The 24,234-nt window shown below is 61.7% G+C and carries 24 protein-coding genes; 13 read left to right on the top strand and 11 right to left on the bottom strand.

What is annotated here, in order from left to right:
* Nucleotides 1-494 precede the first annotated feature (494 nt).
* The 3 genes from Q1J79_RS16965 to Q1J79_RS16955 are packed head-to-tail and all read right to left on the bottom strand — an operon-like array spanning nt 495 to nt 1,562.
* Nucleotides 495-881, bottom strand: coding sequence for a hypothetical protein (locus Q1J79_RS16965; RefSeq protein ID WP_300302679.1), 387 nt, complete (start codon nt 879-881; stop codon nt 495-497).
* Nucleotides 830-1,267, bottom strand: a complete 438-nt coding sequence (locus Q1J79_RS16960; RefSeq protein WP_300302677.1) for an alpha/beta fold hydrolase — start codon at nt 1,265-1,267, stop codon at nt 830-832. The genes Q1J79_RS16965 and Q1J79_RS16960 overlap by 52 nt, the downstream gene beginning before the upstream one ends.
* Nucleotides 1,268-1,298: 31 nt before the next feature.
* Nucleotides 1,299-1,562, bottom strand: a complete 264-nt coding sequence (locus Q1J79_RS16955; protein WP_300302676.1) for a hypothetical protein — start codon at nt 1,560-1,562, stop codon at nt 1,299-1,301.
* Between the two features lie 336 nt (nt 1,563-1,898).
* Between Q1J79_RS16955 and Q1J79_RS16950 the strand changes: the two genes are divergently transcribed.
* From Q1J79_RS16950 to Q1J79_RS16915, 8 genes are all read left to right on the top strand, one after another.
* A complete protein-coding gene (locus Q1J79_RS16950; protein WP_300302674.1) occupies nt 1,899-2,702 on the top strand; it encodes a DeoR/GlpR family DNA-binding transcription regulator in 804 nt (267 codons plus the stop codon).
* Nucleotides 2,703-2,816: 114 nt separating this feature from the next.
* Nucleotides 2,817-4,328, top strand: coding sequence for a glycerol-3-phosphate dehydrogenase (glpD, locus tag Q1J79_RS16945; protein ID WP_300302672.1), 1,512 nt, complete (start codon nt 2,817-2,819; stop codon nt 4,326-4,328).
* Nucleotides 4,329-4,340: 12 nt separating this feature from the next.
* A complete protein-coding gene (locus Q1J79_RS16940; protein ID WP_300302670.1) occupies nt 4,341-5,429 on the top strand; it encodes an ABC transporter ATP-binding protein in 1,089 nt (362 codons plus the stop codon).
* Nucleotides 5,430-5,441: 12 nt separating this feature from the next.
* A complete protein-coding gene (locus Q1J79_RS16935; RefSeq protein WP_300302668.1) occupies nt 5,442-6,506 on the top strand; it encodes an ABC transporter ATP-binding protein in 1,065 nt (354 codons plus the stop codon).
* Between the two features lie 5 nt (nt 6,507-6,511).
* Entirely contained in the window at nt 6,512-7,399 is an 888-nt protein-coding gene (locus tag Q1J79_RS16930) for a carbohydrate ABC transporter permease (RefSeq protein ID WP_300302666.1), read from the top strand.
* On the top strand, nt 7,399-8,199 hold the full coding sequence (locus Q1J79_RS16925; RefSeq protein ID WP_367182999.1) for a carbohydrate ABC transporter permease: 801 nt from the start codon (nt 7,399-7,401) through the stop codon (nt 8,197-8,199). Before Q1J79_RS16930 ends, Q1J79_RS16925 begins: the two co-directional genes overlap by 1 nt.
* 10 nt (nt 8,200-8,209) lie before the next feature.
* Entirely contained in the window at nt 8,210-8,494 is a 285-nt protein-coding gene (locus tag Q1J79_RS16920; RefSeq protein ID WP_300302663.1) for a DUF2160 family membrane protein, read from the top strand.
* 44 nt (nt 8,495-8,538) lie between these two features.
* A complete protein-coding gene (locus Q1J79_RS16915; RefSeq protein ID WP_300302662.1) occupies nt 8,539-10,281 on the top strand; it encodes an ABC transporter substrate-binding protein in 1,743 nt (580 codons plus the stop codon).
* 485 nt (nt 10,282-10,766) lie between these two features.
* On the opposite strand, the gene Q1J79_RS16910 is transcribed toward Q1J79_RS16915, so the two are convergent.
* Together Q1J79_RS16910 and Q1J79_RS16905 are read right to left on the bottom strand one after the other, a co-directional pair.
* Nucleotides 10,767-13,850: an efflux RND transporter permease subunit gene (locus tag Q1J79_RS16910; RefSeq protein WP_300302661.1), complete on the bottom strand. Its 3,084-nt coding sequence runs from the start codon at nt 13,848-13,850 to the stop codon at nt 10,767-10,769.
* Nucleotides 13,850-14,959, bottom strand: a complete 1,110-nt coding sequence (locus tag Q1J79_RS16905) for an efflux RND transporter periplasmic adaptor subunit (protein WP_300302660.1) — start codon at nt 14,957-14,959, stop codon at nt 13,850-13,852. Before Q1J79_RS16905 ends, Q1J79_RS16910 begins: the two co-directional genes overlap by 1 nt.
* An 80-nt stretch (nt 14,960-15,039) precedes the next feature.
* Between Q1J79_RS16905 and Q1J79_RS16900 the strand changes: the two genes are divergently transcribed.
* The 5 genes from Q1J79_RS16900 (at nt 15,040) to Q1J79_RS16880 (ending at nt 19,608) form a co-directional block, all read left to right on the top strand.
* Nucleotides 15,040-15,627 carry a TetR/AcrR family transcriptional regulator gene (locus Q1J79_RS16900; RefSeq protein WP_300302659.1) on the top strand — a complete coding sequence of 196 codons (588 nt, stop codon included), beginning with the start codon at nt 15,040-15,042 and terminating at the stop codon, nt 15,625-15,627.
* A 48-nt stretch (nt 15,628-15,675) separates the two neighbouring features.
* A complete protein-coding gene (locus tag Q1J79_RS16895) occupies nt 15,676-16,491 on the top strand; it encodes an oxidoreductase (protein ID WP_300302658.1) in 816 nt (271 codons plus the stop codon).
* A gap of 57 nt (nt 16,492-16,548) precedes the next feature.
* Nucleotides 16,549-16,716 (top strand): hypothetical protein, encoded by a 168-nt coding sequence (locus Q1J79_RS16890; protein ID WP_300302657.1) that lies wholly within the window; start codon nt 16,549-16,551, stop codon nt 16,714-16,716.
* Between the two features lie 442 nt (nt 16,717-17,158).
* Nucleotides 17,159-18,892 (top strand): Na/Pi cotransporter family protein, encoded by a 1,734-nt coding sequence (locus Q1J79_RS16885; protein ID WP_300302656.1) that lies wholly within the window; start codon nt 17,159-17,161, stop codon nt 18,890-18,892.
* Nucleotides 18,893-19,041: 149 nt separating this feature from the next.
* Nucleotides 19,042-19,608: a PAS domain-containing protein gene (locus tag Q1J79_RS16880; protein WP_300302655.1), complete on the top strand. Its 567-nt coding sequence runs from the start codon at nt 19,042-19,044 to the stop codon at nt 19,606-19,608.
* A gap of 4 nt (nt 19,609-19,612) precedes the next feature.
* Here Q1J79_RS16880 and Q1J79_RS16875 read toward each other — a convergent pair whose 3' ends face one another.
* From Q1J79_RS16875 to Q1J79_RS16850, 6 genes are all read right to left on the bottom strand, one after another.
* Nucleotides 19,613-20,848 (bottom strand): MFS transporter, encoded by a 1,236-nt coding sequence (locus Q1J79_RS16875; RefSeq protein ID WP_300302654.1) that lies wholly within the window; start codon nt 20,846-20,848, stop codon nt 19,613-19,615.
* Between the two features lie 7 nt (nt 20,849-20,855).
* Nucleotides 20,856-21,188 carry a DHCW motif cupin fold protein gene (locus Q1J79_RS16870; protein ID WP_300302653.1) on the bottom strand — a complete coding sequence of 111 codons (333 nt, stop codon included), beginning with the start codon at nt 21,186-21,188 and terminating at the stop codon, nt 20,856-20,858.
* Between the two features lie 81 nt (nt 21,189-21,269).
* Complete coding sequence (locus Q1J79_RS16865) at nt 21,270-21,980, bottom strand: hypothetical protein (protein ID WP_300302652.1); 711 nt, start codon at nt 21,978-21,980, stop codon at nt 21,270-21,272.
* Between the two features lie 9 nt (nt 21,981-21,989).
* Complete coding sequence (locus tag Q1J79_RS16860; RefSeq protein ID WP_300302651.1) at nt 21,990-23,132, bottom strand: acyl-CoA dehydrogenase family protein; 1,143 nt, start codon at nt 23,130-23,132, stop codon at nt 21,990-21,992.
* A 97-nt stretch (nt 23,133-23,229) separates the two neighbouring features.
* On the bottom strand, nt 23,230-23,763 hold the full coding sequence (locus Q1J79_RS16855) for a GNAT family N-acetyltransferase (RefSeq protein WP_300302650.1): 534 nt from the start codon (nt 23,761-23,763) through the stop codon (nt 23,230-23,232).
* A gap of 3 nt (nt 23,764-23,766) precedes the next feature.
* On the bottom strand, nt 23,767-24,234 hold a 468-nt coding region (locus tag Q1J79_RS16850; protein ID WP_300302649.1), incomplete at its 5' end, for a biotin/lipoyl-containing protein.

Here is a 24,234-nt window from a genome sequence, read left to right as displayed (position 1 = left end):
CTGTATGGCGCCAGGCATCCGCGACTGGTATCAGCAGAAATTCCGACGACGATCCAGCCATTCGCTGCGGCACGGTCCTGTGCAGCAGAGATGGCACGCTGTGCATCGAACCCTGCATTGCAGAACCAGTGTCGCGTGACCCATAAAATAAGCAGTTGCGTAACATAAGGTGTTGTTTTTATTATACAATAAGGCTTATTTGGCGCCTGTTATGTGCATCAAATCGTGAGCTTTTAAATGCACGCTGAGCCAAAAATTGAGCTTTTACGCGCCCGCAAAAGGGCCTTTAGGTCATAGAAGTATGATCGTTTTCACGGCCGAGCGGGTCGCGATACGCTAACTTAGTCCAAGATTTCGGGCGATGATGCTAAGTCTGCCCAAAATTCCTAGACTCAGAGGCACAGCACATAAAATAGAGCCAAGCGGAAGCCGCCTGCCTCATTTTCAGGGAGTCCCGCGCCTCCCGCTTCCTAACACAAGCACCCCAGAAGATACTAAACTATCATGCCGAGATCGGAGGCGATCTCCGAAATGAACTTGCCGGCGCGTTCAACGATGAAGTCCTTATCATTATCCAGCGTCGCAACGTGATAGGAATCTGCCAGCCATAGCAATCGAACATCGCGCGATCCGACAGTCTGAGCGATGAGGGGGCCGTTGGAAGGTGGAACAACGTGGTCGTCGCGGGACTGGATGACCAGTGTCGGGCATACAACCTTGTGAAGGATGTTTCCCGTTGCTCCCATTAACGTGCTCGCTTCGCACAGACAGTTTACCGGGACCTCTGTGTAGGCAAGTTCAAATACGTTTTCGGCCTTGATATCCGACCCTATGCCCGGAATGCGGTCTGGAGCGTTTCCGGCCAAAACCAGTTCCGACATGTCTGCCCCAGCTTGCCGCCGCAACCGTTGATCGGCACGATGCCGGCAACCAATTCCGGAAACCGGGCGGCGAGATTGAGGCAAAGCGTGCCGCCCATCGACAGGCCGGTGATGAAAACCTTGCGCGAGCCGCCGCCCAGCTCGCGCAGGGCGGCTTCGGCAGATCCGATCCAATCCCGATAACCCGTCAGAGCCATGTCGTCAGGTGAGGTGCCGTGTCCTTTCAGACGTGGCCCCAATATGTCGAAGCCAAATCGGCGGTGCAATTTCTCACCCAGGTAACGCATGCTCTGCATTGTCCCGGTGAATCCATGCAGCACCAGGACCGCAGGCTTGCCTGCGCTTTCAAAGCGAAATGGTTCTGCACCGGCCAGGATGTCTGTCATTGTCTTTCTCTCTTCTAGTCGTGGAAATCGATCAGGAGTGGCGCTGGATGGAATAGGCAGCAGCGGCGACGCCAATAATGAGGCCCTGCAGCATCAGCTTCGCCGGTTCACCCAGACCCAGGCTGGTCAGCAGGTTGAAGCTGAATGTCTGCATCAGTGCCGCGACGGTCGGCCCCAGCACGCCCTCCTTGCCCGAGTCAAATGTGACACCGCCCAGGATGACGGCTGCCAGCGAGCTGAGGGCGAGATCACGCCCGATATCCATGCTGTCGACGCCGACGAAGCCGATCAGCAAAAAGCCGGAGATCTGGCAGCCCCGTCCGGATGCGGCGTGGATGTCGGAGCGAGCCCGGGAACCCGTCCGATGGAGATCGGCAAACTTCCGCCAAGCGCTGCCATGGCCAAGAATTAATTCTGGGTATTCTGATACGACTGGTCACGGAGACTTGCGTCGCAATTTGCGGGATGATTACCATAGTGTTGTCCGGCATTTGATCTCTGGCTTCACGATATCTGAGCGCCTGGCGATGGTTCGCCAAACAACGACAAGAAGAGCACGGTTGCGCATGCTTCTGATGAACCGCATACATTGTGATGCGATGAAACTCGGCTGGTGGAGAACAGCGTTATCATGGCGACTGAAGAAGTATCGGGACGGCAGAGTCAGATTTTAAATCTGGCCAAGACGATCGGACGAGTAAGCGTTGAAGATCTTGCTACGCGCTTCGATGTCTCCGCGCAGACCATACGCAAAGACCTCAATGATCTTTGCGATCGACGTTTTCTCAACCGCATCCATGGCGGCGCCATCCTCGCTTCAGGTGTCGAGAATGTGGGCTACGAAGCCCGCCGCTTTATTTCGCAAGAGGAAAAGCGGCGGATTGGTCAAGCCGCCGCCCAGTTGATCGCCAATGCCACGTCGCTCTTCATCAATATCGGCACCACCACCGAAGAGGTCGCCAAAGCACTGCATGGTCATGACAGCCTACTGGTAATCACCAACAACCTGCATGTCGCTTCCGAACTCTATGAACATCCCCGCATTGAAGTCATCCTCGCCGGTGGCACGGTACGGCGGAGCGATGGCGGCATCATGGGGGCCGCGACTGTCGAGTTCATCAAGCAATTCAAGGTCGACACCGCTGTGATCGGCACATCCGCCATCGATGTCGATGGCACCCTGCTGGATTTCGACTACCGCGAGGTGAGGGTGTCGCGTGCCATCATCGAAAACGCACGCCGCGTCATTGTCGTCGCCGACCGACTGAAATTCGAACGCTCGGCACCCGTGCGCATCGCCAATCTCGACGATATCGATGTCTTCGTCACCGACCGCATGCCCAGCGAAGAGATGCGCACGCTGTTCGATGCCCACGGAGTTGACGTGAAGGAAACAGACGCACAACTAGTAAAGGTAGAGGGAAGTTTCGATTAGAGGTTTCGACTATTTCGTTTGTAGTATCTTTACTTTCGTTTTTTCCCCTAATGTGAAATCCGAACCAATGGGACCATTGGACCTGCCGGGCAAAAGCCGGCGAAGGGAGGATTTGTGGGGGCAGTGTTTGACCTCGCGATCTGCGGCGGCGGCATCAACGGCTGCGGCATAGCCCGGGACGCCGCCGGCCGCGGCCTGTCGGTGGTGCTCTGCGAGCAGCACGATCTGGCCGGCGCCACCTCCTCCGCTTCAACCAAGCTGATTCACGGCGGCCTGCGCTATCTCGAGCATTACGAATTCCGCCTGGTGCGAGAGGCCCTGCGCGAGCGCGAGGTGCTCCTGCACATGGCACCGCATATCATCTGGCCGTTGCGCTTCATCCTGCCGCACCATCGCGGACTGCGGCCGGCCTGGCTTCTGCGGCTCGGCCTGTTCCTCTACGACCACCTCGGCACGCGCAAGATTCTGCCGCCGACGCGCAGCCTGCGGCTCGACCGCGATCCTGCCGGCGCGCCGTTGAAGGCCGGTTATCGCCTGGCGTTCGAATATTCCGACTGCTGGGTGGACGACGCGCGCCTGGTCGTGCTGAACGCGCGCGATGCGGCCAAGCGCGGCGCCAGCATCCGGCCTCGCACGCGGCTGGTGACGGCGAAACGCGACGGTTCGATCTGGCGGCTGGTGCTGGAAGCGCCGGACGGCCAGCGCGAGATCGTCGCCGCCCGCATGCTGATCAACGCCGCCGGTCCCTGGGTCGCCAGCCTGCTGAAAAACGTGCTGGAGAAACCACTGAGTTCGAGGGTACGGCTGGTGCAGGGCAGCCATATCGTCGTGCGCCGGGTGTTCGAGCACGACCGCGCCTATATCTTCCAGAATGCCGACGGACGGATCGTCTTCGCCATTCCCTATCTCGACGATTTCACCCTGATCGGCACCACCGACCAAGACTACACCGGCGATCCCGCCCAGGTGCGGGCGACGCCAGCGGAGATTGCCTATCTCTGCCGGGCCGCCAATGAATACTTCCGCCAGGAGATCAGCCCAGCCGACGTGGTCTGGAACTATTCCGGGGTCCGACCGCTATACGATGATGGGGCCTCAACCGCGCAAGAAGCCACACGGGACTATGTGCTCGAACTGGACGCACCGCGGCGACAGGCGCCACTCCTCTCCGTTTTCGGCGGCAAGATCACGACCTATCGCCGCCTGGCCGAAGCCGTGCTCGATCACGTTGCCGACCATATGACCGTAGCCCCCGCCTGGACGGCCGCCGCGCCGCTGCCAGGCGGCGACATGCCCCATGACGGCGCCAACGCACTCGCCGCTGACCTACGGCAGACTTACGGCTTCCTGACCGATGCCTGGGCGATGCGGCTGGTGCGCGCCTATGGCACCGATGCGCGCGTGATGCTGGAGGCCGCGAGTGGCGATCCCGGCCGCAATTTCGGCCATGACCTGACCGAGATGGAGGTCGACCACCTGATCGAACGGGAATGGGCGAGCAGCGCCGACGATGTGCTGTGGCGGCGCAGCAAGCTCGGCCTGCGCCTGAGCGCCGACGAAGCCGCCATCCTCGATCGCTGGATCGCCGAACGCCGGGATACCGTCCGGCTGGCGCGGCGGGCCTGAGGAGGCGCAGCGATGGAACTGGTGCTGCAGGATGTGACGCGGATCGTCGACGGCGAGATCTATCTCGCCCAGACGTCGCTGGTCCTTACACCCGGCGTCGTCAATGTGCTGCTCGGTCCAACACTGGCGGGCAAGACGTCGTTGCTGCGGCTGATGGCCGGCCTCGACCAGCCGAGCACCGGCAAGATCCTGGTGGATGGTCGTGACGTCACCGGCCAACCGGTGCAGAAGCGCAATGTCGCCATGGTCTATCAGCAGTTCATCAATTATCCGACACTCTCGGTCTATGAGAATATTGCCTCGCCGCTGCGCGTCGCCAGGCTGGAGAGAACCGAGATCGATGGCCGCGTGCGTGACGCCGCCCGGCTTCTGAAGCTGGAGCCAATGCTGCAGCGCCTGCCGGCCGAGCTTTCGGGTGGCCAGCAGCAGCGCACCGCGATTGCCCGCGCCCTGGTCAAACGCGCCGAGCTGGTGCTGATGGACGAGCCACTGGCCAACCTGGACTACAAGTTGCGCGAGGAGCTGCGCGACGAACTGCCGCGCATCTTCACCGCCAGCGGATCGATCTTCGTCTATGCCACCACAGAGCCGGCCGAAGCCCTGCTGCTCGGCGGCAGGACCATCGCGATGTACCAGGGCCAGGTGGCGCAGCATGGGCCGACGGCCGAGCTGTATCATCGCCCGGCCAACCTGACCGCCGCCCGCGTCTTCTCAGATCCGCCGCTCAATCGCGCGAAGGCGACGCGCAGCGGCAACGAATTGATACTGGAAACCGGTGCCAGGCTGCCGCTCACGCCGGCATTACGCAGCCTGCCGGAAGGCGACTACACTATCGGCTTCCGCGCCCAGCATCTGCTGCTGGACCGGCCACGCGGCGACTGCCTGGCGCTGACCGCCATCGTCGCGGTGTCGGAGATCACCGGTTCGGAAAGCTATGTTCATGTCGATATTGGTGAACAGCGCTGGGTGGCGCTGGCCAGCGGCGTGCGACGGTACGAACCCGGTCAGAAGATCGACATCTTTCTCGATCCTCGTCGGCTGTTCGCTTTCGCGGCCGACGGTCGCATAGCGGCGACCGCTGATCAGGCCTTGGCGGCATAGGGAGGCGACCGGATGGCGCGCATCATTCTCGACAATGTCGCCCATGCCTACCGGCCCGACCCGCAGGATGCCGCCGACTGGGCGCTGCAGCCATCCGACCATGTCTGGGAACATGGCGGTGCCTATGCGCTGCTTGGGCCGTCGGGCTGTGGCAAGACAACGTTGCTCAACATCATTTCCGGCCTGGTGACGCCGAGCCGTGGCCGCATCCTGTTCGACGAACACGATGTCACGGCCCTGCCGACCGAGCAGCGCAATATCGCACAGGTATTCCAGTTCCCGGTGATCTACGACACCATGACGGTGGCGGAGAATCTCGCCTTCCCCTTGCGCAACCGCGGCGTAGCGCCGGCCGAGATCGATGCGCGGGTGAAGGAGATCGCCCGGTTGCTCGACCTGACCCGCGACCTGCCGCGCAAGGCGCGTGGGCTCACAGCCGACGCCAAGCAGAAGATTTCGCTCGGCCGCGGCCTGGTGCGCGCCGATGTCGCCGCCATCCTGTTCGACGAGCCGCTGACCGTGATCGACCCGCATCTGAAATGGGAACTGAGGTCGGTGCTGAAGGAAATCCACCGCAAGCTGGACGTGACGATGATCTACGTCACTCACGACCAGACCGAGGCGCTGACTTTCGCCGACAAGGTGGTGGTGATGCAGAACGGCCAGGTGATCCAGGTCGGCTCGCCCAACGAGCTGTTCGACCGTCCGGCGCATACCTTCGTCGGCCACTTCATCGGCTCGCCCGGCATGAACCTGCTGCCCTGCCAGATCGATGGTGCCACCGCACGGATCGGCGCCCATGTTGTGCCGCTCGGCCGCGCCTATGACATCCCCGTCGGGCAGAAGACTGAACTCGGTATCCGGCCGGAATTCACCCGTCTCGGCGCCGGCGGCCTGCCGGTGCACATCCGCCGCATCGACGATCTCGGCCGCATGCGCCTCGCCCGCGTCGATCTCGACGGCCATCCCCTGGTCGCCACCATACCGGCCGACGAGGCCGTGTCCGGCGATCAGTCCGGCCTCCATTTCGATCCGGCACGGCTGTTCGTTTATGCCGACGGCCGGCTGGCGGGGTGATGGCCATGCAGAAGGTGATCAACAACAAGGCGTGGTTTCTGGTACCGCCGGTGCTGTTGACCGTCGCCTTCAGCGCGGTGATTCCGCTGATGACGGTGGTGAATTACTCGGTGCAGGACACCTTCGGCAACAACCAGTTCTTCTGGAACGGTGTGGGCTGGTACGAGGAACTGCTGTCGCCTTCAACCGAGCTCGGTGGCCGTTTCTTCGATGCGCTGTGGCGCAACCTGCTGTTCTCTGCGATCATCCTGGCCGTCGAGATTCCGCTCGGGATCGCTGTCGCGCTGTCGATGCCACGCCACGGCTGGCCGGTCGCCACCTGCCTTGTCATCATGGCCATGCCGCTGCTGATTCCATGGAATGTGGTCGGCACCATCTGGCAGGTCTTCTCCCGCGGCGACATCGGCCTGCTCGGCTGGATGATCAATCATATCGGCATCGATTACAACTACACGCAGGGTCCAACCTCGGCCTGGTTCACCATCATCGTGATGGATGTCTGGCATTGGACCTCGCTGGTTGCGCTGCTGTGCTATGCCGGTCTGAAATCCATCCCGGAAGCCTATTATCAGGCGGCACGGATCGACGGCGCCTCGCGCTGGGCGGTGTTCCGCATGATTCAGCTTCCCAAGATGCGGCGCGTTCTGATCATCGCCGTGCTGCTGCGCTTCATGGATTCCTTCATGATCTATACCGAGCCCTTCGTGGTCACCGGCGGCGGGCCCGGCAACTCCACCACCTTCCTGTCCATCGACCTGGTCAAGCTGGCCCTGGGCCAGTTCGACCTCGGCAAGGCGGCGGCGATGTCGATCGTCTACAACCTGATGATCCTGGCCGTCTGCTGGGTGTTCTACACGGTGATGCTCAACCTCGACACGGACCGGAGGGCTTGATCATGCGGCGCAGCACCGTTGTCATCCTGCTCTATCTGCTCTTCCTGCTGCTGCCGATCTACTGGCTGGTCAACATGAGCCTGAAGACCAACGGCGAGATCATCTCCGGTCTGACGCTGTGGCCCAAGCAGGTCACCTTCGAGAACTATATTCGCATCTTCACGGATGAGTCCTGGTACTCCGGCTATATCAACTCGCTGCAGTATGTGGCGATCAACACGGTTCTGGCCATCGCACTGGCTCTGCCGGCGGCATATGCCTTCTCGCGCTACCGCTTCCTGGGCGACAAGCACCTGTTCTTCTGGCTGCTCAGCAACCGCATGGCGCCGCCGGCGGTGTTTGCCTTGCCCTTCTTCAACCTCTATTCCGCCATCGGACTTTTCGATACGCCCTGGGCCGTGGCGCTGGCCCATACATTGTTCAACGTGCCGCTGGCGGTGTGGATTCTGGAGGGCTTCATGTCCGGCGTGCCGCGCGAGATCGACGAGACCGCCTATATCGACGGCTATTCCTTCCCGCGCTTCTTCGTGAAAATCTTCATGCCCCTGATCGCCAGCGGAATCGGCGTCACTGCTTTTTTCTGTTTCATGTTCTCCTGGGTCGAGCTGCTGCTGGCGCGCACGTTAACCACCATCGATGCCAAGCCGATCGCCGCCACCATGACCCGCACCGTCTCGGCGGCTGGCATGGACTGGGGCCTGCTGGCTGCCGCGGGCGTACTCACGCTGATTCCCGGAATGCTTGTGATCTGGTTCGTGCGCAACTACATCGCCAAGGGCTTCGCCCTCGGTCGCGTGTGAGGAGGCAGCCATGGACCATATCGCATGGATGGCCTGGACCTGGCAGACCGGCATCTTCTTCGCTGTCCTCGTCGCCGGCCTCACCGCCATGACCCTGCTGGCCCTGCGTCGGCCGGAGCCGGAGAAGCGCGGCGCGCTCGGCATCCTGACCAGGCGCGGTGACCGGCTGTTCATCTCGCTGCTTGGCGGCGCCTTCCTGCATCTGCTCTGGCTCGGCCTTTTCGGTGCCGACCTTCTGCTGATCGCCTCGGCATTATCGCTTTTTGTGGCCACCGCCATATTCCGGTGGGTTTGACGACAGGTGCGTAAACGAAACTGAAAACCAACCAGGAGGAAACCATGGGAAAGGTATCGCAATTGGTCGGCGCCTCGGCGCTGGCATTGATGATCAGTTCGCCCGCCTTCGCAGATATGGAGGCGGCGCGGCGCTGGGTCGACAGCGAGTTCCAGCCATCGACCCTGTCGAAGGAAGAACAGCTCAAGGAACTGGAATGGTTCATCAAGGCGGCCGAACCGTTCAAGGGCATGGAGATCAACGTGGTGTCTGAAACGATCACCACGCATGAATACGAGGCCCGCACACTGGCCAGGGCCTTCAGCGAGATCACCGGGATCAAGCTGCGTCATGACCTGATCCAGGAGGGTGACGTTGTCGAGAAGATTCAGACCCAGATGCAGTCGGGCAAGAACATCTACGATGCCTGGGTCAACGATTCGGATCTGATCGGTACGCATTTCCGCTACCAGCAGGCGGTTCCGTTGAGTGACTGGATGACCGGCGAAGGCAAGGATGTCACTTTACCGACACTCGATATCAAGGATTTCATCGGCATTTCTTTCACGACGGCGCCTGACGGAAAGATCTATCAGCTGCCGGATCAGCAGTTCGCAAACCTCTACTGGTTCCGCTACGATTGGTTCCAGCGGCCAGACCTGAAGCAGAAGTTCAAGGCCAAATACGGCTACGAACTCGGCGTTCCGGTGAACTGGTCGGCCTATGAGGACATTGCCGAATTCTTCACCAATGACGTGAAGGAAATCGACGGCGTCCGCGTCTACGGCCATATGGACTACGGCAAGAAGGATCCGTCGCTGGGCTGGCGGTTCACCGATGCCTGGTTGTCCATGGCCGGCAACGGCGATCCCGGCATCCCGAATGGCAAGCCGGTCGACGAGTGGGGCATCCGCATGGAAGGCTGCCGCCCGGTTGGTTCTTCCGTCGAACGCGGCGGCGACACCAACGGCCCAGCCAGCGTCTATGCGGTGGCAAAATACGTCGAGTGGCTGAAAAAATTCGCGCCGCCGAATGCGGCCGGCATGACCTTCTCGGAATCGGGTCCGATTCCGGCGCAGGGCAATGTTGCGCAGCAGATGTTCTGGTACACAGCCTTTACCGCCGACATGGTGAAGTCTGGTCTGCCGGTGGTGAATGCCGACGGCTCGCCGAAATGGCGTATGGCGCCCTCGCCCAAGGGCTCGTACTGGAAGGACGGCATGAAGCTCGGCTACCAGGATGCCGGTTCATGGACCCTGCTGAAATCCACCCCGGTGGATCGCCGCAAGGCGGCCTGGCTTTACGCCCAGTTCACGGTGTCAAAGACGGTGTCGCTAAAGAAGAGCCATGTCGGCCTTACCTTCATTCGTGAGAGCGACATCTGGGACAAGTCGTTCAGCGAACGGGCGCCGAAACTCGGTGGCCTGATCGAGTTCTACCGCTCGCCCGCGCGCGTGCAGTGGACACCGACAGGTGTCAACGTGCCGGACTATCCGAAGTTGGCCCAGCTCTGGTGGCAGAATATCGGAGACGCCTCTTCGGGCGCCAAGACTCCTCAGCAGGCGATGAACGCGCTGGCAGCAGCGCAGGATTCGGTATTGGAACGCCTGGAAAAGTCCAAGGTGCAGGGCGATTGCGGGCCGAAACTGAACAAGAAGGAGTCGGCTGACTTCTGGTATGACAAGAGCAAGAAGGACGGCAACGTGGCGCCGCAGCGCAAGCTCACCAACGAAAAGCCAAAGGGTGAGACCATCGACTATGACGCGCTGATCAAGAGCTGGCCGGCCCAGCCACCGAAGCGCTCATAAAGTTTTCTTCCCTGCAACTAATACCGGGGCCTAGTGCCCCGGTTTTTTTATACTTGCGGGTATTGTATTTCTGCTTACAGCCTGCGGCGGCCCTGTCCCGGACCAGCAACAAAAGCCTCTGCAAAAAACTAGCTTCCTAGCCCTGCTACCGGCCGCTTCGCCTTATTCCGGCCAAAGCTCCGGCCTGCCCTATGTCCAAGTTGAAGCCGCACAGCGGATCACCGCTGACTGCACGGTGTTCATTTTATGCTTCGCGCGACAACCAGCTCTGAAGTGTTTCTTTGCCTGCACAAATGTGCAAAGTAAGTCGTTGAAATCATTCAAAGTGTTATAATATCCGAAAGTCGCGACGTGACAGAAACTTTGCCCAAATTTTCCGGGCATGACGCTTTCGCTGCCCATATTCACCGGAAGCCGACTACCCTGCCGCAGCCCGATCGGCACGATCTCGCCAAGTCGGCGATTCTTATGCGAGGCATTCCTGCTTAAACGCATATCATGGCTGCGCTGCTTGTTTGTAAGTTAGGAACCTTCACCCGGAACCACGCGGCATAGAGCGCAGGCAGGAACAGCAGGATTAACACCGTGCCGACCGCCGTACCACCGATCAACGTATAGGCCATCGAGCCCCAGAAGACGGAGTGCGTCAGGGGCACGAAGGCCAGCACGGCGGCGAGCGCGGTCAGGATTACTGGCCGGGTTCGCTGAACGGTGGCTTCGATGACGGCGTGATAGTCGTCGAGGCCGGCCGCGCGGTTCTCCTTGATCTGTTCGGTGAGGATCAGCGTGTTGCGCATCAGGATGCCTGCCAGCCCGATCAAGCCCAGAATGGCGTTGAACCCGAATGGCTGGTTGAACGTCAGCAGCATGGGCACCACACCGACAAGGCCCAAGGGCGCCGTCAGCATCACCATGGTCATGGTCGAGAAAGACCGCACCTGCAGCATGATCACGATGAGCGTGGCTGCGATCATGGCCGGGAAGATCTTGGCCAATGCGTCATTGGCCTTGGCTGCCTCCTCGATTGATCCGGCCATTTCGATCCGGTAACCAGCCGGAAGCGAGGAGATCAACAATTGAAGGGCCTGCAGCACCTGCTTCGAGACTTCAGGCGGTTGCGTCGCCTCGTTGATATCGGAGCGAACCGTAATCACGGGGACACGATCGCGGCGCTTCAAGATCGGCTCTTCCATCCGGATTTCCGAATGGCCGATCTGGTCGAGCGGAAGCTGACGACCGGCGCGACCCATTAGCGAGAAATCCGCCAGCCGGGCCGGATCCAGCCGCTGCTGCCCGCCACTCCGCGCCATGATCGGCACATTGCGGATATCCTCGCGAACCTGCGTGACAGCAATACCACTCAGCAGGAACTGCAGCTGTTGGCTCACTTCGGCCGGAGAAAGACCGATGAGACTCAGGCGATCCTGATCGGGGGTGAAGCGAAGAACCGGGGTGCGATTGCCCCAGTCGCGATTCGCCTGCCGCACATCGGATACACCGCGCATAATCTCGAGAGCCTGTTCCGAGATCGCCGATACTTTCGCCGGATCCGGCCCCATGATCCGAAATTCAACCGGAAACGGCGAAGGGGGACCGAATACAAGCTGGGTCACGCGCAGATGAGCCTCCGGCACAAGGCCCTGAAATACCGCCTCGCGAAGCCTGTGTTTCAGATCCTCGCGCGCCTCGGCATCGGGCGTCAGCACGACGATCTTGGCGAAGGCAGGATCGGGAAGCTCGGGGGCCATCGCCAGGAAGAAGCGGGGCGCACCCTGCCCGACATAACTGGTGACGATTCTGGCCTCGGGCTGGCGCAACAGCCAGTTTTCGACCTTCTCCACTGCGCCCGTCGTCATTTCGATGCTGCTGCCTGGAGGCAGACGCACTTCCACCAGTACTTCGGGGCGATCAGACGTCGGAAAGAATTGCTGCTTGACGGCGCCCATGCCGAGACCGGACAGCAGGAAGGCAAAGCCGACGATTCCGCAGGTCAGAAACTTGTGGCGGACCGAGAAGCTGATGAGCTGTCGCAGCCGCTGATACATCGGCGTGGCGTAAATGGCATGATGGCCGCCTTCGACAGGCTCGATTGCCGGCAACATCGTAACGCCGAGATAGGGCGTGAATACCACCGCCACGATCCACGAGACGATGAGGGCAAACCCCACCACCCAGAAGATGTTGCCGGCATATTCTCCGGCCGTCGACGGCGCGAAACCCACCGGCAGGAAGCCGGCCACGGTCACCAGCGTTCCGGAGAGCATCGGCGCGGCCGTGTGACTCCAGGCATACGCAGCGGCCCTGATGCGATCCATCCCCTCTTCCATTTTCACCACCATCACTTCGATGGCGATGATGGCATCGTCGACCAGAAGGCCGAGCGCCAGGATGAGAGCCCCGAGCGTGATGCGGTCGAAGAACCGGCCGGTTTCCAGCATGATCAGGAAGACGACGGCCAGCGTCAGTGGCACTGCCGCAGCCACAACGATGCCGACGCGCCAACCCAGGCTGATCAGGCAGACCAGCAATACCACACCGAGCGCCATCGCAAACTTGATCATAAACTCGTCGACGGCCGAGGTGATGTTGTCTGCCTGATCGCTTACCTTGTCGAGCGTCATGCCGAGCGGCAGTGTGGGCGCGATGGCTGCCGCCTTGTCCTTCAGTGCTTTGCCGAGCGCGAGGCCATCCCAACCCTCCTGCATCACCACGGCGAGCATGATGGTCGGCTCACCCTGATGCCGGATGATAAAGCTGGGAGGATCCTCATAGCCGCGGCGCACTTCGGCCACATCGGAGAGCTTCAGGGTGCGGCCACCAGCGACGATGGGGGTATCGGCGATGGCCTGGATCGTGTCATAGGCGCCGTCGATCCGGATGAAGACCTGCGGTCCCTTGGTGTCGATAGACCCTGCCGGCGTCACGGTATTCTGGCGTTGCAATGCAGCCACAATGTCCTGAGCCGCCACGCCGAGAGTCGCCAGCTTGGCGAAGGAGAAGTCGACGAAGATCCGTTCAGGGCGTTCGCCGAGAATGTTGATCTTCTTTACGCCCGGCACATGCAGGACGTCCTGGCGGATAACCTCGGCCTGCCTGACGAGCTCGCGCATCGGCATGCCCTTGGCCTTCAGCGCGTAGAGCGCGAAGCTCACATCCGCATATTCGTCATTGACGAAGGGCCCGAGTACGCCGGTGGGCAGCTTCCGGGCTTCGTCGCCGAGCTTCTTCCGGGCTTGATAGAATTCCTCCTGGACAGCGGACGGCGGCGTGCTGTCCTTCAGGGTGAGGATCATATACGCAAAGCCGGGCTGCGTGGTCGTCTCCACCCGGTCATACCAGGCCAGCTCCTGTAGCCGCTTTTCCAACGGTTCGGCGACGAGATCCTGCATCTCGCGCGCTGTGGCGCCTGGCCAGGCTGTCGTGACCGTCAGGTTCTTGATGGTGAAACTGGGATCTTCCGCGCGCCCGAGCTTGAAGAAAGCATAGGCGCCGCCGGCGGCGAGCAGCAGAATGAAGAACAGAGTAACGGCCCGTTCGCGGACGGCGATCGCGGAGAGATTGAGAGTCATCAGTTGCTCCGGCTTTCGGAGACCGTCCGGACCTGAGCGCCCTCGTGCAGGAGGTGCGCGCCGAGGGCAATAACGGCTTCGCCGGAATCGACACCGGAGACCACGGCGATCTCGCTGGCGACACGGTCGAGTTTCACCGGCCGGAAATGCACGGTCGAGGCGCTACGATCCAGAATCCACACGCCGGTCTTGCGGCCATCATCGAGCAGTGCACCCAGCGGAACCTGGACCTCCGGCCGCTCTGACTGGCTCCTGAGCCAGATGCTGATCGTTGCACCGAGCGATGCCGCTGCAGCATCGCCCTCCAGCACGTATCGGGCCTCATAGGTACGGGTCTGAGGATCGGCTGCATCCGACAACTGCCGCAAACGCGCGGCATAACGGCGCCCGTTGCCCCCATATACACTGGCTTCGGCATTCGAGCCGACCGCTGGACGGATCGTTTCGGGGAGCGCCACCACGGCTTCACGAGGGCCTGCCTGCGCGACCCGAACCACAATCTGTCCCGCAGAAACAACCTGGCCCGGCTCGCTCAGCGTCTCAACGACCGTTCCATCAGCGTCGGCAAAAAGAACGGAATAGGTTGCCTCGTTCTCGGCGACCCGCGCTTCTGCTTCAGCGGCTGCCAACTGAGCCTTCGCCGTGTCCGATGCAGCCTTGGCCTGCTCGTATCGCTGACTTGAGGCCCAGCCTTTGTCGAGCAGGCTGGCGTACCGGCGTTCATCCGCTGCCAGTTGCACGACAGCTGCGCGCGCGGCGGAAGCAGCATTGCGTTTGGCCGTGAGAGCAAGGCGCAGATCAGTCTCGTCTATCCGCATCAGAGGCTGACCAGCCTTGACCTGTTGTCCAACGTCCACAAACCGCTTTTCGATTTTGCCCGGCACGCGGAAGCCGAGATTACTCTGCACCCTGGCGCCAACGATGCCTGTGAAACCGCGCTCGGAGATGCCGACTGGGACTGCGTTTGCCAGCCGGACCAGCGGTGGCTCCTGCCTCGGATCGCTGACGGCAGAAGCCTCATGCGAGCGAATCGCGACTGTAACCAGAGCCGCTGCACCTGCTAGCGCGATCAGAGCGCTCCCTAACAACAGGATGGGTTTGAGTTTCATGGGCCGCCTCGGTCATTTAGATTGCGTTCGACCTCTATATGGCCTATAGATTACGGACGCAATCTAAAAAGGAGACGGAAATGCGGGTCAGTCGAGTTCAGGCGGCCGAAAATCGGGAAACTGTGATCGACGTCGCAAGCCGCCTCTTCCGGGAGCACGGCTTCAACGGGATCGGGCTGAAGGATCTCATGAAGGGCGCGGGCCTCACTCAGGGGGCCTTTTACAAGCAGTTCGCGTCCAAGGAAGACCTGGCGATACAGGCAACTAAGCGCGCCTTGGAGAGCGCCTCCGCGCGCTGGACCGACGCGGTGCAGGCCAAGCCTGAAGAGCCGCTCGGCGCGGTCATGGACTTCTATCTCAGCTCCGGCCATCGCGAGGAAAGGATGGACGGCTGCCCGATCGTCGCGCTCGGCTCAGATGCTGCCAGGCAGAGCAGCGACATCAAGGCGGCCTTCGAAGCCGGAATCAAATCGCATCTCGATGTCCTCAATCACATGATTGGCGAGACAACTGAGGAGCGTCCCAACAGTAAGGCCATGGCGATCCTGGCCACGATGATCGGCGCCATGACGTTGTCGCGCGTGGTGAACGACCCAGAACTTGCCCAGGGTTTCCTGGATTCCGCTGCCGAACAGGTTCGCGCGATACAGGCGCGGGCCTCGGCTTAGGCATATCGCAACTCGTCTACCGCCCTCAACTTCATGAGACATGAGCCTATGAGCAATCGTAATCGTGGTGTCGCCCTGGTGACTGGAGCTTCCACCGGTATTGGTTATGCAACAGCCCATGCCTTGCAGGCTGCGGGCTTTCGCGTGTTCGGCACCAGTCGCCGCCCTGATACTGCAAGGGTGGACGGCATCACAATGCTCACCTGCGAGGTAACAGACGATGCGTCGGTAACCAAGCTCGTTGATGAGGTGAAAACCAAAGCTGGGCGTATAGATCTGTTGGTCAACAATGCCGGCGCCGGTTTACTAGGCGGTGCCGAGGAATTCTCAATCACCGCCGCGAAAACGCTTTTCGATATCAATGTATTCGGCGTCCTTCGCGTGACAAACGCTGTGTTACCGATCATGCGGCGCCAAGGGAGCGGGCGCATCATCAACATGAGTTCTCTGCTCGGCCTTATCCCAGCTCCCTACTCAGCGCTCTATTCGTCTACCAAGCATGCCATTGAGGGCTACTCTGAATCGCTCGACCACGAGCTGCGCGCCTTCGGCATTCGTGTGGTTCTGATTGAGCCTGCCCATACCCGCACGGCATTTGGCGAGAATCAGGCCAAGCCAGATCGGCCGCTCGACGCCTATAATCAGGCCCGCACAGATATGATCGAACATATGCGCAAATCCATCGAAGCGGGCGATGCACCTGAGGTGGTCGCGGAGACTGTAGTTAAGGCAGCCACTGACGCCAGCCCGAAGCGCCGCTATGCCGCCGGAAAGATGGCGCGGAAAGTCAGTCTCCTGCGCCGACTGGTACCTGAAGTCCCGTTCGACAAAAGCCTGCGCAAACAGATGGGATTGCCAGTCTAACCGGTGGCCCTATCCGAAACGTCGGACGGGCATTAACGCAGTAAAAAAGGATTCGTCATGCAGACAGATCAGGGCAATAAAGTCGGCATTCTGAAGCGGCTCTATGCGGCGCTTAATGAATTCGACAAGGCGCTGGATTACGATCCGCTTGACGAGGTGCGAATGAGGGTGCAGCGCCTTGAAAATGAAATGTCTGCAATTAAGCAGTCTCTCCCAAATAAATAGGATATTGGGCTACTAGGTTCGGCGTCACGCGCCGACGACACCATGTGGCTGGTTCGATCTTTGCTACCAGCATCGGCCCACACTGCGTAAGCCCGCGATCTGTGTCTGGGCACTACTGTCCAGGCGCCCCAATTCAGCCATTACTGGACCTTAAGGTTCCTGGTCTCGCATTTGCACTTATTGTGTCAGCGAGTTGCAGGATATGGGTGCCTTGTTGCGGGATATGGGTATCCCGACAGCGCGACAACCAGCCCGGTGTTACGCCGAAAGCCCTTGGACCCGCTGTCATATGGGTGTAATGATTCTGTAACAATCATCCCCCTGTCCGACTGGATTTAGAATAAATGGCTGTTTTCCGCGATCCCGATCCTGACCCTGACGGCGCCCGCAGCGAGGGGCTGCCCCCCGCTTTGATGTCGCGCCACGGGTGGGGGGCAACGCGATGATGATGGGTTCCAGTCCCGGCGCGACCGAACTTCTGCTCAACCTGGCCGCCGGCATCGCCCTGCTGCTGTGGGGCGTGCGCATGGTGCGCACCGGCATGACGCGTGCCTTCGGCGCCCAGCTGCGGCGCTACATGAGCGGCGCGCTGCGCAACCGTTTCTCCGCCTTCCTCGCCGGCATCGGCGTCACGGCGCTGCTCCAATCCAGCACGGCGACGGCGATGATCGTGTCGTCGTTTGCCGGCCGCGGCCTGATCGTTGGCGGCGCCGCCATTGCCGTGCTGCTGGGCGCCGGCATCGGCACCTCGATCACCGCGCAGTATCTTTCGCTCGACCTGCACTGGCTCGCGCCGCTGAGCATCATCCTCGGCGTGATCGGCTTTTTCGCCTCCGAAAGCGGCATGCCGCGCCATGTCGGCCGGCTGCTGATCGGCCTTGGCCTCATGCTGCTGTCGCTGGAGATGATCATCGCCGCCTCGACGCCGATGCGCGACGCGCCGGGCCTGGCTGTCGTGCTGCAGCCGCTGGAGCGTGAACCGCTGCTCGGCGTGCTGGTCTTCGCTTTGCTCACATGGCTGTCGCATGCCAGCCTCGCCACCGTGCTGCTGGCGGCATCGCTCGCCAAGGCCGGCACGGTGGATGCCACGCTGGCCATCGCGCTGGTGGTGGGCGCCAATCTGGGCACCGCGATCTCGCCGCTGGTGGCCAGCGCCGGCCAGCCGCCGGCGGCGCGCCGCGCGCAACTGGCCAACCTGATCGCGCGCGTGATCGCCACGCTGGCCGTGCTGCCCTTCCTGGCGCAGCTGCCGCACTGGCTGGGCTATTTAAGCGCCGATGCCGCGCGGCTGGCGGTGAATGCGCATACCGCCTTCAACCTCGCGCTGGCGCTGGTTTTCCTGCCCCTCGTCACGCCGCTGGAACGGCTGGCACGCCGGCTGCTGCCCGATCCGCCGGCCGCCGAGAATGCCGCCAGGCCGCGCTATCTGGATAAATCGGCATTGGAAACGCCGAGCGTGGCGCTGGCGGCGGCTGCGCGCGAGACGCTGCGCCTGAGCGATTCCGTATCCCGCATGCTGGACGACACCATGACGGTGTTCAGCCGCGACGATGCCAAGCTGGCCAAGGCCGTGGAGCAGGCCGACGACACCGTCGATGGCCTGCATGAGGCGATCAAGCTGTATCTCACCGAGATCAGCAAGCACGGTCTGGATGAAGCCGAGAGCCGCCGCTATGTCGACGTGCTGACCTTCACCACCAACCTGGAGCATATCGGCGACATCATCGACAAGAACCTGATGGAGCTGGCGCAGAAGAAGATCAGGAACAAGCTGGCCTTCAGCAGGGAAGGCCTGGCCGAGCTGACCGGCTTCCACCATCGCGTCGCCGCCAACCTGCAGATGGCCTGCAACCTGTTCATGTCGGGCGACGTGAAGCTGGCGCGGCAGCTGCTGCAGGAAAAAGCCGACCTGCGCGCCGCCGAGCAGCTGGCCGCCGAAAGCCATTACCAGCGCATCCGCGAGGGCCGCGCCGAGAGTATCGAGACCAGCTCGATCCATCTCGACATCATCCGCGACCTGAAACGGATCAACAGCCACCTGACCGCCGTGGCTTATCCGATCCTGGAGCAGGCTGGCGAGCTGACCGCGACCCGCCTGCGCGCGGATGAGCGCCCGGATACCACGTCGCAGCGCATGCCGGGCAACGGCAAAACCGGCCGGGCCGGCTTGGCGTGAGGATATGGCCTGAAAACCCCGGAATCCTGGCTTAGCGCCCGGCCGGGTTGGCCTGTCCGGACGCAGAGCTTATCGTTTCTTAACTTATAAAATTACAACCCTGCAATCTATTATCGGGTCAGTTGTATCGTCCTGACCCCATGGTTGCGATGTCGAACTTGCCCACCCTGCCCGATCCGCTGCTCCAGAGCCTGTATGGCTACTGGTGCAGCCGCCGTCATGGCCGCCCGGTGCCCGAGCGCCAGGACATCGACCCGCTCGACATGCCGCGGACGCTGCTGCCGCATCTGCTGCTGGTGGAACTGGAAGGGGAGCTGCCGCGCATCCGCTACCGCCTGATCGGCACCGGAATCCGCGAACGGTATGGCGAGGATTTCACCGGCCGTTATCTCGACGAGGTTTGTGGGCCGCATTACCGCGACCTGCTGCAGGATATTTATGGCCGCATGCGCGACCATGCCAGGCCGATCTATCTCGAAAGCCTGTTCCGCTTCGCGCCCGACATGATCGCCAAATCCTGCCGGCTCTATCTGCCGCTGGCGCAGAACGGCCGGATCACCATGGCACTGGCCGGCCAGACCTTCCCGACCTATCCGTTCAGCCAGCCCGATTTCTTCGACATGATCCGCCCGGCCATCAGCGGCGGGCACGCCAGCCATAACGAATGGCTGCTCGACCCGCCGGCGGAACACGTCCTGCGGAGCACGGCGGCCTGATCGGTCAGGCCGCCACCCGCGCCGGTTCGCCCTGCCGCAGCATGCGGCGCAGCAGCAGCGCGGCAATCGTCACATTCAGGATGTTCCAGGCGATGCCGTTCATCAGCGCCGCCTTGTACGACCCCGTGAGATCGAAGATCGCGCCCGACAGCCAGCCGCCCAGAGCCATGCCGGCCATGGTGGCCGAGATGGTGAGGCTGACGCGGAAGCCCGCCTGGCTGGCCGGAAACAGCTCACGGATGATGAAAGCGTAACTGGGCACGATGCCGCCCTGCACCAGGCCGAACATCGCCGAGATAACATAGAGCGAGGCAAGGCCATCGAAGGGCAGGTAGAAGGCCAGCGCGATGCCCTGCAACGTCGAGCCGAGCAGCAATGTCGCCAGCCCGCCGATGCGATCGAGAATCCAGCCCGAGGCCAGCCGGCTGACGATGCCGAAACCCAGCATCAACGACAGCATCTCGGCGCCGCGCGCCGGCCCATAACCCAGGTCGACGCAGTAGGCCACGATATGCACCTGCGGCATCGACATGGCGACGCAGCAGCCCATGCCAGCCACCACCAGAAGGCCCTGCACCAGATTGGGCGGCAGGCCCAGCGGCCGCGTGCCGAAGGCTGCCGCGCCATTCACGGCTTCAGCCGGCGCGGCCTGGGCCGGCGGCCGGCGGCGCAGCACCAGAGCCAGCGGCAGCATGGTGACCAGGCAGAAGACGCCGATCCACACATGCGTCTCGCGCCAGCCGATCTCGGCAATGAAATGCTCGATCACCGGCGGCCAGAGCGTGCCGGCGAAATAATTGCCGCTGGCGCACAGGCCTATGGCGAGGCCACGCCGGCGGTCGAACCACAACGAGGTATCGGCCAGCAAAGGCGCGAACATCGCCGAGCCGCCGAGCAGGCCGATCAGCAGGCCGTAGAGAATGGCAAAGGTGATGATGCCATCGGCAAAGGACGTGACCACGTAGCCCGTCGACAGCATGACGGTGCCGAGCAGCATCGGCACCATGATGCCGAAGCGATCCGCCAGCCGGCCCATCAGCACCGTGCCGGTCATGAAGCCGACCATGGCCATGGTATAGGGCAGCGACGCCGTGCCGCGCGCCACGCCGAATTCGGCCTGCACCGCGGGAAGCGCCACGACGATCGACCACATGCCGACGCCGCCGATGGTGCTCAAAGCCACGGCCGCACCCAGCCGCAGCCAGGCATAGGGCGATTCGATCACGCTGGCCTTGGTCATCCGCGGCTCAGTCGACGATGAACAGCTTGGCGCCGGCCGCGCCCGTGCGCGAGCGGTGCGGCTCGGCATTATCGGCCACCTGATAGGACTGCCCGGCTTTCAGCGTGAAGACGCGGCCGTCTTCCAGCTCGGTCTCCAGCTCGCCTTCCAGCACGAACAGGATATGCCCCTTCACGCACCAGTGGTCGGCCAGGTAGTTGGGCGTGTAATCGACGCGGCGCACGCGGATGCCGCCAAAGGTGCGCGTGCGCCAGGTGGCGCTGCCCGTCTCGCCCTTATGCTGCGTCGGCTCGACGGCCGACCAGTCGGTGGTGCCGAAGGGAATGTCTGACATCTGCATGGGCGGGACTCCGGGCGGGGCTTTGCCCATTTTCTAGGCCGCGCGGGGATTTAAGGCCAGCGCGGAATTGTCGGGGGACAATTATTGAAAGATCGGAAGCTTTAACAGCTCGGGAAACTCTTCCGCGCAGAGGCACACATTGAAGAGAATTGCCCAGTCCGCGTCTACTCGCCGATCCAGCAGTAATCTCTTTTTCTCTTTCGGAAGCTTATGTGTTGCTAAAGTTAAGTAATACTTCACTCCGTCAATATCCGCAAAGACGATCCATTCCCCAGTAAGCGTCTTTTCTTCAAGCCTTGATAAAAAGCCGTGAGCTATCATCCCCAATGCGTAATCGTCCGCTACTTCAGAGACGTCTTGCCCGATACGCTTAGACCAGAAGCTCTCGTGAAACTCATCCCCTTTCCGACTACTGGAAAAATTGATCAAATTCTTCGGCACAAAGTTATCGTCATAGAAATGTTTTTTGCTTAACCCTTTAAGTGTCGCGCCAGAAAAATCCTTCGCGGCGCCGGTCTTCCCTCTGTCTTTCTTGCCTTCAGTTGCAGCAATGGCGTCGTATATATAATGCACTTCAAGAATTCGCCACCTTAACAACTCGGCCAGTTGACACTTCAAGAGCGTGCTTACTTGACCGTTAGATAAAACACACTCCACAAGCCAACTACTCACATCCTTATATGCTTCTTCAAAACTCACCGCTGCCGATTCGGAAAAATATTTCCAATTTGCCCGCACGAATCTTGAAGGCATCTTCTTTGTGATTCGACGCAGATCAAAACAAACTTCCATAATTAATCTTCACCACCCCATCTGGCGGCTGGCGAGATCCTTCATGATCTCTTCCGTGCCGCCGCCGATGGCATTCACCTTCACCTCGCGGTAGATGCGCTCGGATTTGGCGCCGCGCATGAAGCCGGCGCCGCCCAGGATCTGCACGGCTTCCGAGGCGCAGAACGCCATGGTCTGGGTGGCCTGGTTCTTCAGCATGCATAATTCGGGGATCGGATGTTCGCCCTGGTCCAGCGCCCAGGCGATGCGTTCCAGCATCGCCTGGCTGGCCTCGATGCGCTGGGCCATGTCGACCAGCTTGTGGCGGATCACTTGGTGTTTGATGATCGGCTTGCCGAAGGTCTCGCGCAGCTTGGCGTAATCCAGCGCCTCCTCATAGGCCGTGCGGGCGAAGCCGATGGACGAGGCCGCCAGGCCCAGCCGCTCGTCGTTGAAATTGAGCATGATGCCCATGAAGCCGTGGTTTTCCGGTCCGACCAGGTTTTCCGCCGGCACGCGGCAATCGTCGAAATGCAGCGTCGCGGTATCCGAGGCCCACCAGCCCATCTTGCGCAAGGGCGTGCGGGTGAAGCCGGGCGTGTCGCGCTCGATCAGCAAGAGCGAGATGCCGCCCATGCCCGGCCCGCCGGTGCGCACCGCCACGGTATAGAAATCGGCGCGCATGCCAGATGTGATGAACGTCTTCTCGCCGCGCACCACGTAATGGTCGCCGTCCTTCTTCGCCACCGTCTTCAGGTTGGCGACATCCGAGCCGCCGCCCGGCTCGGTGATGGCCAGGGCGGAAATCTTTTCGCCGGCCAGCACGGGGCGCAGCATTTTTTCCTTCAGGGCCTCGGAGCCCAGTTTGGCAATCGGCGGCGCGCCGATGGTGTGGCTCATCAGCGAAGCGGCCACGCCGCCCGAGCCGGCGCGCGCCAGTTCCTGGCCGGCGATGATGGCATAGAAGCGATCGGCCGCCACGCCGCCGTAGTCTTCCGGGAAATTCAGTCCCAGCAGGCCGATGCCGGCGGCCTTTTTATACAGCTCGCGCGGAAACTCGCCGGCCTCGTCCCAGGCATCCGCGAAGGGTTCGATCTCTTTCGCCACGAAACGCCGCACCTGATCGCGAAAGGCCTCGTGGTCCGGCGTGTAATAGGGTGATTTCGTGAGCATGCCGTCGGTTCCTTATCGAGATCGCGTCATGCCGGGCGAGCGCCATCGTTCATGGCGCGAGAGCCGGGGTGACAGCTTATGCAAACACGCTTTACTCTCACCCGGCCGACGGCGGCCGCAGCCGCGCCATCAGCACGATGTCGTCGTAATGATTGTCCAGCTTGCGGGCGCGGATGCGCGTGCCTTCGGTGACGAAGCCGAACTTGCGATACAGCGCGATGGCGCCCGTGTTGCTGGCATAGACCTGCAAATCAATGCGCTCCAGCCCGATGCGGCCGGCCCAGTCGAAACAGGCCTGCATCATCTGGGTACCCAGGCCCTTGCCGCGATAGGGTTCGTCCAGCCCCATGCCCAGCGTGCCGACATGCTGGAAACCCGGCCGCAGCGGATTGTTCGGTGCGACATGGATGTTGCACCAGCCCACCACCTTGTTCTGCGCATCCACCGACACCACGAAAGGCAGGTTCCGCTGCAGCATCGCCTTCACGTAGAAACGCGCCTCGGCCGCCGAGGGCGCCTCGGTGAAGGCGATATAGAGCCGTTCGCGCGCCACGCGGTCGAGGCAGTCGCGATAGGAATCTGCATCCCTCTCGGTGATCGGGCGCACCAGCGCGGGCAACGCGTCGGTCATGGGCTATTCCGCCGCGGGATTGAGCGCGGCGAGCAGCTGCCGCGTGGCCACCTGGTCGCCGACTTTCACCGGCAGCTTCTCGACCACGGCATCCACGCGCGCCACCATCTCGTGCTGCATCTTCATGGCTTCCATGATCACCAGACGCTGGCCTTTACTGACCCGCTCGCCTTCGGCGGCCAGCACGGCGACGATCTTGCCGTTCATCGGCGCACGCAGCTCGCGTTCGGCCGCGCCTTCGGCCTCGGCCGGCGGCAGATAGGTGATGTCGCGGCAGGCGAAATCCAGCGCCCCCAGCGCCAGATGCAGGCTGTCGGTCGTGAAGGCGAAAACGACATCGCGCTCCTGACCGTCCACCTGCAGGCGCAGGCGATGGCCGTCGCGACGCAGCACCGCGATTTCCTGCCCGTCGACACGATAACGGTCGCCGCCCAGCGGCGCGACAACCCGCTTTGCTTTCGCTTCGCCATG

Origin of the sequence: Ferrovibrio sp. (assembly GCF_029255545.1) — a bacterium.
In the GTDB taxonomy this organism is placed as follows: domain Bacteria; phylum Pseudomonadota; class Alphaproteobacteria; order Ferrovibrionales; family Ferrovibrionaceae; genus Ferrovibrio.
The sequence above is the reverse complement of the archived record's forward strand: the minus strand, read 5'-3'. Positions and strand labels throughout refer to the sequence as shown.